The sequence below is a fragment of the uncultured Campylobacter sp. genome, assembly GCF_937973075.1.
Taxonomy (GTDB): Bacteria; Campylobacterota; Campylobacteria; order Campylobacterales; family Campylobacteraceae; genus Campylobacter_B.
Genome location: NZ_CALBWL010000009.1, coordinates 1 through 12065, shown reverse-complemented (window position 1 = coordinate 12065; position 12065 = coordinate 1). Strand labels below are relative to the sequence as shown.

Genomic DNA, 12065 nt, shown 5'->3' with positions numbered 1-12065 from the left:
ATCGTGGAATATTTCATATAGTCGTAAAAAGCATAGTCTTTTATTATTATCGGATCTTTGTCGTAGTCTCTAACCCTAGCTTCTTTGTTCCTTGTATCCATAACCGCCCGCTTTAGCTAAGATAATATTTTTCTATTTTATCAATATCGATATGTTTTCTAATCAAAAACCATTCTTTTATTTCGTTTAGCCTTTCCACATCATATATGCAAATTAAATAGTTTTTTGCCGATAGAATAGAGCTTAAGTAATAAGTGTTCTCTCGCTCGTAATGCGGATAATCTACTACAATTGCAGAAAAGAATGAAAAATTCTTAAAATTGCCTACAATTAAAAAGTGAAAAAATATTTTCAAAAAGATTGCAGAAAGTATTGAAAAAATGAAGAATAATAAAATTTGCGATGATAGAAACGATAGGGCTGCAATAGAAAAAATTATAATAATATTATAAATGAAGCGACGAATCTTATCATCGTTGCAATATCCCCAAAATGGTCTGCCTATCACATAATTTAAATGAAGGTTATTTGTCCTTCTCTCAAGCTCGCCGTTATTATAAAAATCTATAGAATTATTCATAAAGTAGATTTTTCGATTATTATTGCTTACGCAGCAGCTATAAATAAGTCTCAATACTATCGCTATAAAAATTCCAAATATAACGCTAGAGCTTATTTCCATCATCGATATATGGTGTTTTGAAAAAATTAAATCCCATATGCTTAGAATATATCCACCTAAAATCATAGGCGCGTATAGAAATGTAATTGTAGATATTAGCAGCCTCTCATAATTTTTTACTATTATCGGCTCTTTATCGTAATCTCTGCCTTTTTGTTTATTATAATTTTCCATTATTTCAAGCACCTTTTTAAAAATAGATATAAATTTATAATAGCTTAATTTGACAAAAGACTTTTATACGCGTTGCCTGACTCTTTCTTCGCGACCTCTTCCCTCGTCATTTTATCCTCCTAGTTAGATAAACAAATAATCTTTCTTAACGTTATTTATGTTTACGCTTTTTCGTAAAAAATATTCTTTAATTTCATCATAAATTTTTTGATTATAGAGATAAACGAGATAATATCTTGGATAAACGGGTTTGTTCCTAAACCATCTGCCATATGAGGGGCGTGCAATCCTAATAAACGGCAGAGCCCTAAACCCTTTTAAATTCCTATTTATAAACAGATAAAGTATAAAATTTAATAAAAACCCGAATAAATATGTAAAAAATACCGCTATAAAAAATATATCCCACCATGTTACGCATATAAAAATAGCGATAAAGTACAAAAATATCTTTTCAGATTTTCCTATCTCATATGAACTTGCCAAAATTCCGATAGAGAAATTTAAAGATAAAGCGTTTTCGTCAATTTCGCAGCGTTTTTCAACTAAGTCGTCGCTAATAAATTCTATATAATTGTTTGTGAATTTTATCTCTTGTCTAGGGCAGATTATGGTAAATATGGATATTATAACCGTAGATAGTAAAAGAATGAATAAAATAGCAAAATACTGAACTATGTCAATATCATCATGATTTATAAAATCTATAATTAAAAATACATGTAGCGTAGAGATCGGCAATAATAGGACTAAAGACGAATATACAAAAAATTTTTCATAATTTTTGATTGCTATCGGATCTTTATCGTAATCCCTGGCTTTGGAATTCTGCTGCAAAGAGCCGCTATCATCCGAGATAAAATTTTGCTGCTCTGCGTTGTTTTCAAAGGCAGAATACTGAGCCGCTTTGGCTTCTAAATTTAAATCGTTAGTAGCGGAATTCGGTGCTTTGGAATTCAGAGATTCGAAATTCGGAGGTTCAGAATTCAGGATTTCAAAATTCGAGGCTTCGAAATTCAAGGTTCTAGAATTCGAAACTTCAAAATTAAAGGTTTCGGAATTCTGGATTTCAGAATTTTGGGCTTTAAAATTTTCACCGTTAGAATTTTGTTCCGAGCCCCGCTTCGGCTCTTGATGCCGCTTTTGTAGTAGCCTTTTTAATTCCTCAAGCCTGCTTTGATCCATTTGCCGCCTTTAAATTTGATGGATGCGCCATTTTATAGCGCCGCCGCTTAAAGCTCATTAAATTTTACCGCTCGCCCGCTGCGCGCCGTTTGATCAAAATTTAGCTCTCATATCTTTGCAGCGATTTTTTATATGTTTTCGCCGCAGCGCAGCCCGCGCTCAGATATGCCTCAAACTCCTCGCTGGTAAGCCTGCGCGGCTCATTCGCAAGCTTCGCCGCACCCGCCGCACCCGCTGCACCGCTTGGCATATTTGCGTCCAGATTCGCTTCATTTACGATCTCGCCCCGTCGGATTCGGTTGCTAAAGCTCGCTGCACGCGCTATTTTCGGCGCATACTTTAAAGAAAAGCTTAAATTTTGCGTTTGCAGATTTAAAATTTTACCCATGCATTTGCGCGGACCCGCGATAAAATCGCCGTTTTGTATGAGCGGGGCGGCGGAACCGAGCTGGCCGCTCTCCGCCAAGCCGTGCAAGCCGCCTGCCGAGCCGGGTAAGTAGCCCGTCAAACCCGGTAAGCCGCCCGCCAAAAGCTCTGCGCCGCTTAGAACGCGCAGGCTTCGCACCAAAATCCCGCCGCCGCTTTGCGGGACGCTGCGAAACGAAATGTCAAAGCCAAAATTGTGAAAAAATATCTCGCCCGCCCGCGACGTGCGCTTGTAGGTGTTGCGATCCGCGCCCGTGAAATATGCCTCAATCTCCGCGAAGGCGAATTCCGCACCGCTTACGCAAAGCACATAGTTTTGCAGCAGATCGCGCATAAAATTTTCGATCTTTGCCTGCGCTCGCTCGGCGTCAAACTGTGCCTGCGACGGATGGGCATCAAACGCAAGCGCTTGTCTGACGCCCGGCTCCGACTGCGATGGACGAACGTTAAATTTTAAATGTGCTTGCTCCGTATCAAGACGCACTTGCTCGGCATCAAACGGCGGCTCGGCATTAAATTTTAAAATTTCAGCTTGCCGCGCGCCGCTAGAACATGCTTGTACGCCGCAAAATTCCGCGCCGCCTTGTGATTTTAAGGGCTTGTCCTTGTTCCCATCTCTCGCGCTTCCTGCAAGCTTGGGATTTTTTGAAGCAAGCTTTGTATCTGCCGAAATTCCAAACTCCGCCGCGTCGATTTTTGAGAAAAATTTTTCTAAATTTTCATCGCCCAGCATTTTGCTCTCCCGTAGAATTTTCTTCGCGCTTTATCGAGCTCGCCTTGCTGCTCGTAGTGTCAGATTTGCCGTTGTTTGCCTCGGTGCGCGTTAAATTTCCCTCGTCGCTCGTTGCGTTCGTATCGCCTCGCGTTAAATTTCCGCCGCTACTCGTCGTGTTTGCTTCGTTATCTTTAAAATTTGAAGCTTCGCAACGATCTACACCTAAACGCTCGAAATAATATCTCTCTCGCTCGCCTAAGTTTTCCACTCCTCTTTCGCATACGCGCTTGATATACGCCTTGCTAGGGTATCTAAGCCGATTGAGCGCCAATTCACTACCCGCGTCCGCTCGCTTTATCAGCTTGGCGATGCAGGCGTCATCCTCTTCACTATTTGAGATATAATCCCATATGCCACAGTATCTATCACCGCCCAGCGTCGTAATCAAAAAATAAATCCAAAGCAGGATTATGGCAATAGATATGCTTCCTTTTACTTTTAAAGATCTCTTTTTTACCATGTTTTTCCTTGAGTAATAAATTTTAACTCATTTTTTCACAAATTTAACCAACGACATAAAATTTACGATATCGTCCTCAAAGCTAATCTTATCGCCCAGCATTTTGCTCTTCCGTGAAATTTCCTTCGCGCTTCGTCTTGTCCGCCTTGTTGCTCGCGGTGCCAACTTCGCCGTTGTTTGCCTCGGCGCGCGTTAAATTTCCCTCGCCGTCCGTTGTGTTCGTATCGTCTTGCGCTAAATTACCGCCGCTACTCGTCGTGTTTGCTTCGCCGCCCTTTGATTTGGGCGTTTTAAAGCCAAAATTCTCACAGCGATCTCCTCGAAAATCTTGGAAATAATATCTCTCACGCTCGCCTAAGCTTTTCACCCCCTTTTCGCACACTCGCTTAATATACGCCTCATGCGGATACCTTAGTCTATTTGCCGCTAGGATATCGCCGGCATCCGCTTGCTTTACTAACTTAGCGATGCAGGCATCGTCTTCTTCGCCATAGCCCAAAAATACCTCTCTCACATTGCAGCACGAGCTGCTGATTTTTATATATAGAGCGCACAGAATAACAACCCCTACGATTAACAAAAAAATTTGACTTTTACTGGCTTTCAATTTCACTTTATCGCCCGACATTTGACCCTCCCATAGAATTTATATCGCCTTTGATCGCGCCTGATTCATTGCGGATTGTATCCATACCTTTGCGCGTTAAATTTCCCTCGCCGTCCGTAACGTTTGCATCGCCTCGCGCTAAATTACCGTCGCCGCTCATCGTACCTGCTTTTCCGCCCTTTGATTTGGGCGTTTCAAAGCCCCAAGCTTCGCAGCGATTTTGGATGTAGAGCTCAAAATAATATCTTTCGCGCTCGCCCAAGCTCTCCACTTCCTTTTTGCATGTGCGCTTGATATACGCCTCGTGCGGATATCTTAGCCGATTTGCCGCATATATATTACCCGCGTCTGCGCGCTTTATCAGCTTAGCGATGCAGGCGTCATCCTCTTCGTCGTGCCTGTCTGAAAAAAATTCTCTCGCGCTACAATACCCGCCGCTACCGCTTACGAACGCGGCATAAATAATAATAAGCGCCACAGCTAGCACAAAAACATGACTTTTACCGATTTTCAAGCTCGTCTCCTTCGCGATTAAATTTTGATTTTTTCCGCAGATTTACGATTTGCGGACGGATCGTAAACTCGCTTACATTGGACTTCGTGCGCAGAATTTGCAGCGTAAAATTTGCGATCTCTCCCGCGTCCACGAAGCTCGCCTCATCATCTGCAGGCTCGAAGCTCAAATCCTCGTAAAACGGCGTTTTGGTGATGTCAGGGTTGATGCAGCTTACTCCGATCTGCTTGCGCGCCTCCTCGAAAAGACAGAGCAGAAACGCCCGCAGCCCCGCCTTGCTCGCGCTATAAACCGCGCTAAAGCGGCTCGCTCGCAGCGCCTCGATCGAGCTAATGCCGATGATATGGGCGCGGTTGCGCTTTAAATTCGGTAAAAGCGCACGCGTGATGATGACGTTTGCGGCAAGATTTACGTTTAAAATTTTTAAAATTTCACTCTCGCTCATCGCCTCAAGCGGCGCAAATTTCGTCGTACCCGCGCATAAAATCAGCGCGTCAATCTCACACGCCGCAGTCAGTGCGCGGCACTCCTTCACTAGCGCGTCCGTATCCTCGAAGCGCGAGCTTAGCGTTAAAATTTCATAGCCGTTTTGTCGCAGAAGCTCCGCAACCGCGCTGCCGATACCGCCGCTTGCGCCCGTGATCAATGCTTTCATCTTTTCTCCTTTAAATTTTCATGCCGCTTCGGCGCGTTAAGTTTTGCGCGCCGAGTAAATTTTCCTACGCTAAAATTTTCTTTGTTCGCGCCGTATCTGCCACTAAATTTGTGCAACTTAAACAATCCGCACCGCGACCTGCGCCGGGTAAAATTTTAAATTTAGCCCGCGGGCGTTTTGCTGCGCCGCCGCTTTGTAAAATTTCATCGACGCTCGCTGTGCCCGCCCCGCACGATTTATAAAATTTAATTTTATAAAGCCGGGCGTGCCGCTAAATTTTAATCGCTCGCTCGCCGCTAAATTTCACGCCGTATTCTCAGTGCCGCATGCGAGCCGATACAGGCCGCGACATCTGCGATAAACAGCGCGTCTAGCGCTGCCGTATCTTTGCGAAATACGCCGCCTTCATCGCCTCCTCAAACGCGTCGTTGCTTTCGTACTCGTGCCCCAAAACCTCGCGCCACAGGCTCGCATCCTCCATGCAGAGGTAGAAAAACACTCGCTCGCGCCACGGCGAAAGCGCGTCCGCGGCAAATTTGAAAAGCTCGCGCTTGATCTGCAGCGGGTAGGACAGCTTGCCGTTCGCGTCTGCAAGTGGCATCTGCAGAATTTTGCTCCGTAGCCCGCGAGAGCGCAGCTTTTTTACGACGGGTTTGATGAAGGTAAGCGTGCCGAGCGAGACCATTGCAACATTGCTTGGATCGAAGCTGCGCAGCAGCCGCTCAAAAACCGCGCCGTAATCGCTCCGCCACCCCTCATACCAAACCATCGGGTGGAGGTGAAAACCCACCAAAATGCCGCGCGCCGCGAGCGCCTCCGCCGCCGCCAGCCGCGCATCCAGGCTCGCGCTTAGATGCTCCTCATTCGCTATGATCGCGGGGGTGTTTAGCGAAAAGGTGACGATGAGGTTGCGCGGGATCTCGCGCTGCAGGAAAAACCGGATATTATTCGACTTGCTTTTAAGCTCCAAAATCACGTTTTGATGCCGCGCCGCAAAGTCCGTTAGCGCGCTTAAAATGCCGAAGCGATTGCCCCACATGAGCGAGTCGGAGCTCTGCCCCGTGCCGATGTGGTAGCTGTGCGCGGGATCGAGCCGCAGGCGCGCTAAATTTGCCGCGAAATTCTCGTCAAAGCCGATTTTCCCGTGCTTGTAAAATGAGCCGATCGCGCAATAGGAGCAGTCAAATCCGCACGAATTGACTGCATCGAGCGTCAGCAGATTGCAGCAGCGCGTGTTTTCGCTCGCCACCGGACAGCGACCTAAAGCGATGCGGTCTGCGCGAAAGGAGGAAATTTCAAATTTTTTCGGTGCGTAATCGCTTGTGAAGCTCGCGTATGAATGCGGGCGCGACTTTAGCTCAAGCCAGGCTTCGCGCACGAAATTAAAAATTTGCTCGCCACTTTGGACTTTCCCCGCTTTATTAAATTTGGCTTTATTAAAATTTAGCCCACACTGCCCGTCCGCAAGCAGCTCATAAACGGGCGTTTCGTCCCACGCCTCAAAATCGCTCGCAAACTCCGCAAGCTGCTTTTTTTGCTGAAATGAAAAGTGAAATTTCTCAAATAGCGCGCCCAAAAACGCGCTCGATCGCTCGTCCAGATTCACGCCAAACTGCGCACCTAGCTCCTTTTTCGCCTCCGTCATCTTGCTCCGCTTCGTTTAAATTTTGCAAATTATACTTAAATTTCGTGCTCCGTCACTGAAAATCTTTGAAATTTCAGATCGCGCCGCAGAATAGTCGCTCGAAATAGAGAGCGTAAGCTAGCGTAATAGCGACGTTTAGGATCAAAATTCCGCCGAGCGCAAACTTTTGTGGGATTTTTTCGACGTCCGTTCGGTAGTAATACGGTAGGGCGCAGAAAAACGCGGGCAGCACGAGCAGAGCGATACCTAGCGGTATGCCCGCACCGCCCACGCCTATCTCAGCACTGCGCACAAACTGCGCCATGGCGGGGAATTTAAGGGCGGCGAAAATTACCACTGCAAAGAGTAGTTGCACGCAGACGCAGTAAAATAGGTAGCGCACGCCTATTAGGGCATCTTTTAGCCATAGCCCGATACAGAAAAATACTAGCAAAAGAGCTAAAAAGATCAACGAGGGCGGATCCGCGAGCAAATCCGCCACGGCATACGCGCAAGCCGCGACGCACGCGCATGCCAAGAGGGCGAAATACAGATAAGAGCCTTTTATTTTCATCGTTTCTCCTGCGACTCCGCAATACCTTCAAATTCTGCGATACATTCGGCGTATGAAGCCAAAATTTCATCTCTCGGCTCGGTTTTTTGCATACGCTCTTATAGTTAAATTTTACTCTTTATTGCGGCGCGGATTTGTGGCAGGCGCGCCTTTACGAGCTCATAGACGAAGCTTTTGCAAAGCCGCTCGCCGCGCAGATGATCGCTTACGATCTTCATCATCGCCCACGGCACGCCCGCACGCTCGCAAGCATTAACAAAAAGCGAGCTCTCCATATCGTAAAGCGTAACGCCGCAACTTGCACGCCCGCGGGTAGCGTCTTTTGCCGTGCACGGCGTATTTTGTGTTGCTCGTGCTGCGGTATTCGTCGCAGCGCTGCACTCACCTACCGCGCTTTGTGAGGGTTTTACGCTCTCTAAATTTTGCACCTCGACCTGCGTCGCGCCTTGTATTTCAGTCCGCGTCGCATCGCGCGTGAAATTTTTTGTATCTGCCGCGCCGTTCGCCCTTTGCGTTAGGGCTTGTGCTTTTATCTCGACGCACGCCTCGATCGCTGCGACATTTGCTGCGCTCGCCTGTTGCGCTGCGTTTAAAATTTTAGGCTCGTTTACGCAGATTAAATTTACCCGCAGCCCGCCGTCCAAACTCGCGCCGCAAAATTCTCGCTCGCAAACGTTTTGAAATTTCAAAGCCTGCTCGCCGCGCCCCATCGCCTGCGAGCCATAAAGCTCCGATCCGCCCTCGCCGCAAAATTCCTGCGCTGCCGTGCCGTCAAAGTAAAACGCCTCGCCGATTTGCACATTTGTATCCTCGCAGCCGCAGACGCCTATGTTTAGCGCAAAGTCCACGCGCTGCGAAAATAAAATTTCACCAAAACGCTCTGAATTTCGCGCGGAGCCAAAATCTGAAATTTCAAAATTTTCGGTCGCATTTTGCGCGGAGTCAGCTTCTGCGCCACTGCCGCAGAGCGCGCCCGCACCCAAACGGTGCTTAAATTTTACGTCCGCGCCGCGCCGATCCTTGCGAAGCTCGCGCCCGAATTTTGCGTCTGTATCGGCACGGCGAACAAATTCCGCGCTGGGTTCGCTCTTAAATTCTATTTCTATGCCGCCTGCAGCGCCCGCTTTAAATTTAGCCCCAAACCTCACGCCGCAGATATATAAAAGCACCTGCTCGCCTGCGAACAGATCGCCGCTGCGCGTAAGTTTAAAACTCTCGATTATCGCTTGGGCTTCGCAGCGCAAAGCCGTGCAGATTAGTATCATCGCCGCCCCTTCCAAAAGCGCAATTTTAACAATTTGAGCTATAATGTAAGATTAATTTGGCACAAAAGGGCGAAAATGAACGATCTCATCACCATCACGGGCGCGCGCGAGCACAATCTGAAAAATATAAATTTGCAAATTCCAAAGGACAAACTCGTCGTTTTTACAGGTCTTAGCGGCAGCGGCAAGAGCACGCTGGCATTTGATACGCTATATGCCGAGGGACAGCGCAGATACGTCGAGAGCCTAAGCAGCTACGCGAGGCAGTTTTTAGACCGCGTAGGCAAGCCTGACGTCGATAAGATCGACGGTCTGACGCCTGCGATCGCGATCGATCAAAAAACGACGTCGAAAAACCCGCGCTCGACAGTGGGCACGATCACTGAAATTTACGACTATCTGAGGCTTCTTTATGCGCGCGTGGGGGTGCAGCACTGCCACAAATGCGGCAAGCCGATCTCAAAGATGAGCTCCAGCGACATCATCGCCGAGATTATGAAGCTGCCGCGCGGCGCAAAGGTGATCTTGGGAGCGCCATTGGTGCGCGAGAAAAAGGGCAGCTTCGCCGATATGCTACAAAGCTTGCGCGAGCAGGGCTACGTGCGCGCTCAGATCGACGGCGTGCTGGTGCGGCTGGATGAGGAGATCGAGCTGAGCAAGACGAAAAAGCACTCGATCAAGGTCATCATCGACCGCACGACCATCGACGAGGAAAATTCCATCCGTATCGCAAGCGACGTCGAAAAGGCGCTCAAGCTCAGCTTCGGCGAGCTTGAGGTGGAGATCGCAAATACCGCCGAGCTGGGGCTTGCGCAGAACCTGATCCACTACAGCGAGCATATGGCGTGCTTTGATTGTAAAATTTCATTCAAGCCGCTCGAGCCGCTCGCGTTTAGCTTCAACTCCCCAAAGGGCGCGTGCGAGAGCTGCGACGGACTGGGGATAAAATTTAGCCTCGATCTGGGCAAGATCATCAACGAAAACGCCTCGATCGAGGGCGGCGCGATTAAAGTGATGTCGGGCTTTAACAAGAGCTATTATTATAAATTTCTACTCGGATTTTGCGAGGCAAACGGCATAAACGTTAAAATTCCGTACGCAAACTTAAGTGAGGAGCAAAAAAAGCTGATCCTCTACGGCAGCGTTAAAGAGATCGATTTCTACTGGAAAAAACATAAGCTCGTGCGTAAATTTGAGGGCGCGATCAAATACGCCTACGATCTGCTCAAGAACGAAAGCGATCTGGACGATTATATGAGCGAAAAAATCTGCCCCGACTGCGGCGGGCTGCGCCTGCGCCCCGAAAGCCTAGCCGTAAAGGTCGCGGGAAAAGGCATCGGCGACGTGATAAATATGAGTATCACAGACTGCGTGGAATTTTTCAGCGACGAGAAGCGGTTTTCAAATTTAAGCGAAAAGGACGCGCAGATCGCGGCGCCGATCCTAAAAGAGATCAACGAGAGGCTATTTTTCTTAAAGGACGTGGGGCTTGGATACCTCACGCTGGGGCGCGATGCGCGAACCATCAGCGGCGGCGAGGCGCAGCGCATCCGTATCGCAAGCCAGATCGGTTCGGGTCTTAGCGGTGTGATGTATGTGCTCGACGAGCCTAGCATCGGGCTTCACGAGCGCGATACGCAAAAGCTCATCAAGACGCTGCGAAGCTTGCAAGAAAAGGGAAATTCCGTAATCGTCGTCGAGCACGATAAAAAAACGATCGAGGCGGCGGACTTCGTCGTAGATATCGGCCCGGGGGCTGGCAATCTAGGCGGTGAGGTCGTATTCGCAGGAGATGTCGCGCATCTACTTAAAAGCAATACGCAAACCGCGCTGTATCTGAATAACCAAAAGGAGATAAACTACCAAAAGCACCGCAAGCAGGAGCTTTGGCTAAGTATCAAAAACGTAAATATCAATAATATCCACGGTCTTTGCGCAAAATTTCCGCTGCGAAATTTAGTCGGCATCACGGGCGTTAGCGGCAGCGGCAAGAGCTCCTTGGTGCTGCAAACCATCCTGCCGACGGCGCTTGAGGAGCTAAATCGCGCTAGGAAAGTACACGCGGTAAAGGGCGCTAAAATTTCCGGGCTTGAGAGCCTGGATAAAGTGATCTATCTGGATCAAACTCCGATCGGACGCACCCCGCGCAGCAATCCCGCGACCTACACGGGGGTGATGGACGAGATCCGCGCGCTTTTTGCCGCGACGAAGGAAGCGCAGCTGCGCGGATACAAGATCGGCCGCTTCAGCTTCAACGTCAAGGGCGGGCGCTGCGAAAAATGCGCGGGCGAGGGCGAGATCACGATCGAGATGCACTTCCTACCCGATATCAGCGTTGTCTGCGACGTTTGCCACGGCACGAGATACAACGCGCAGACACTTGAAATTTTATACAAAAACAAAAGCATAGCCGACGTTTTGGCGATGAGTATCGACGAAGCGCTCGAATTTTTCAAAGCCGTGCCTAAAATTTATCAAAAGCTAAAGACGCTCGCGGACGTCGGACTCGGCTATGTTTCGCTAGGTCAACCCGCCACGACGCTTAGCGGCGGCGAGGCACAGCGCGTCAAGCTCGCCAAGGAGCTAAGCCGTACCGATACGGGCAATACGCTATATATCCTGGACGAACCTACGACGGGGCTGCATTTTGCAGACGTAGATCGCCTGGTAGCGGTGCTGCATCATTTGGTCGATCTGGGAAATTCCGTCTTCGTAATCGAGCACAATCTGGACGTCATCAAAAACTGCGATTACATCATCGATATGGGGCCCGAAGGCGGCGAGGGCGGCGGACGGATCGTCGCTTGCGGCACCCCAGAAAAGCTTGCGAAGGATTTTAAAAAGACAGGTAGCTACACGGGGGAATTTTTGGCGCAGGAGCTAGCGGCGATGAAGAGCGCAAGCAAAAATAAACGGGGCTAAAACGCCTTATCGGGGGCAAGAATGGATCAAAACAGGCTTGAGGAATTAAAAAGGCTACTACAAAAGCGACATCAGGAGCCGAAGCGGGGCTTGGAACAGAATTCTGACGGCGAAAATTCTAAAGCCTCGAATTTTGAAACCAAAAATTCCGAAGTCTCGAATTTTGGAGTTTCAAATTCCGAATTCCTGAATTTTGAATCCC

At 48.3% G+C, this 12065-nt stretch carries 12 protein-coding genes; 2 read left to right on the top strand and 10 right to left on the bottom strand.

The window, feature by feature from the left end; all coding sequences use genetic code 11:
• Positions 1–112: 112 nt before the first annotated feature.
• The 10 genes from Q0274_RS00905 to Q0274_RS00860 all read right to left on the bottom strand — a co-directional run bounded on the left by Q0274_RS00905 (position 113) and on the right by Q0274_RS00860 (position 8941).
• The gene (locus Q0274_RS00905; RefSeq protein WP_298026766.1) at positions 113–856 is read right to left on the bottom strand and encodes a hypothetical protein; all 744 of its coding nucleotides are present in this window, start codon (positions 854–856) and stop codon (positions 113–115) included.
• Positions 857–979: 123 nt separating this feature from the next.
• Positions 980–2041: a hypothetical protein gene (locus Q0274_RS00900; RefSeq protein WP_298026763.1), complete on the bottom strand. Its 1062-nt coding sequence runs from the start codon at positions 2039–2041 to the stop codon at positions 980–982.
• Between the two features lie 100 nt (positions 2042–2141).
• Positions 2142–3200 carry a hypothetical protein gene (locus tag Q0274_RS00895; RefSeq protein WP_298026760.1) on the bottom strand — a complete coding sequence of 353 codons (1059 nt, stop codon included), beginning with the start codon at positions 3198–3200 and terminating at the stop codon, positions 2142–2144.
• Positions 3187–3702, bottom strand: a complete 516-nt coding sequence (locus tag Q0274_RS00890; RefSeq protein WP_298026758.1) for a hypothetical protein — start codon at positions 3700–3702, stop codon at positions 3187–3189. Before Q0274_RS00890 ends, Q0274_RS00895 begins: the two co-directional genes overlap by 14 nt.
• A gap of 88 nt (positions 3703–3790) precedes the next feature.
• The gene (locus Q0274_RS00885; protein ID WP_298026755.1) at positions 3791–4315 is read right to left on the bottom strand and encodes a hypothetical protein; all 525 of its coding nucleotides are present in this window, start codon (positions 4313–4315) and stop codon (positions 3791–3793) included.
• A 1-nt stretch (position 4316) separates the two neighbouring features.
• Complete coding sequence (locus Q0274_RS00880) at positions 4317–4823, bottom strand: hypothetical protein (protein WP_298026754.1); 507 nt, start codon at positions 4821–4823, stop codon at positions 4317–4319.
• Entirely contained in the window at positions 4810–5478 is a 669-nt protein-coding gene (locus tag Q0274_RS00875) for an SDR family oxidoreductase (RefSeq protein ID WP_298026752.1), read from the bottom strand. The genes Q0274_RS00880 and Q0274_RS00875 overlap by 14 nt, the downstream gene beginning before the upstream one ends.
• A 370-nt stretch (positions 5479–5848) precedes the next feature.
• Positions 5849–7123 carry a spore photoproduct lyase family protein gene (locus tag Q0274_RS00870; protein ID WP_298026749.1) on the bottom strand — a complete coding sequence of 425 codons (1275 nt, stop codon included), beginning with the start codon at positions 7121–7123 and terminating at the stop codon, positions 5849–5851.
• Positions 7124–7196: 73 nt separating this feature from the next.
• Positions 7197–7676: a hypothetical protein gene (locus Q0274_RS00865; protein ID WP_298026746.1), complete on the bottom strand. Its 480-nt coding sequence runs from the start codon at positions 7674–7676 to the stop codon at positions 7197–7199.
• 104 nt (positions 7677–7780) lie between these two features.
• Positions 7781–8941, bottom strand: coding sequence for a hypothetical protein (locus tag Q0274_RS00860; protein WP_298026744.1), 1161 nt, complete (start codon positions 8939–8941; stop codon positions 7781–7783).
• 75 nt (positions 8942–9016) lie between these two features.
• On the opposite strand from Q0274_RS00860, the gene uvrA reads away from it, so the two are divergent.
• Positions 9017–11863, top strand: coding sequence for an excinuclease ABC subunit UvrA (gene uvrA, locus Q0274_RS00855; protein WP_298026741.1), 2847 nt, complete (start codon positions 9017–9019; stop codon positions 11861–11863).
• A 21-nt stretch (positions 11864–11884) separates the two neighbouring features.
• Positions 11885–12065: hypothetical protein (locus Q0274_RS00850; protein ID WP_298026738.1), on the top strand; the 181-nt coding region annotated here is incomplete at its 3' end.

Bases quoted from the DNA above. Each gene is read 5' to 3' on its own strand.
- Q0274_RS00905 (WP_298026766.1), bottom strand. From the start codon at position 856: ATGGAAAATTATAATAAACAAAAAGGCAGAGATTACGATAAAGAGCCG.
- Q0274_RS00900 (WP_298026763.1), bottom strand. From the start codon at position 2,041: ATGGATCAAAGCAGGCTTGAGGAATTAAAAAGGCTACTACAAAAGCGG.
- Q0274_RS00895 (WP_298026760.1), bottom strand. From the start codon at position 3,200: ATGCTGGGCGATGAAAATTTAGAAAAATTTTTCTCAAAAATCGACGCG.
- Q0274_RS00890 (WP_298026758.1), bottom strand. From the start codon at position 3,702: ATGGTAAAAAAGAGATCTTTAAAAGTAAAAGGAAGCATATCTATTGCC.
- Q0274_RS00875 (WP_298026752.1), bottom strand. From the start codon at position 5,478: ATGAAAGCATTGATCACGGGCGCAAGCGGCGGTATCGGCAGCGCGGTT.
- Q0274_RS00870 (WP_298026749.1), bottom strand. From the start codon at position 7,123: ATGACGGAGGCGAAAAAGGAGCTAGGTGCGCAGTTTGGCGTGAATCTG.
- Q0274_RS00865 (WP_298026746.1), bottom strand. From the start codon at position 7,676: ATGAAAATAAAAGGCTCTTATCTGTATTTCGCCCTCTTGGCATGCGCG.
- Q0274_RS00860 (WP_298026744.1), bottom strand. From the start codon at position 8,941: ATGATACTAATCTGCACGGCTTTGCGCTGCGAAGCCCAAGCGATAATC.
- uvrA (WP_298026741.1), top strand. From the start codon at position 9,017: ATGAACGATCTCATCACCATCACGGGCGCGCGCGAGCACAATCTGAAA.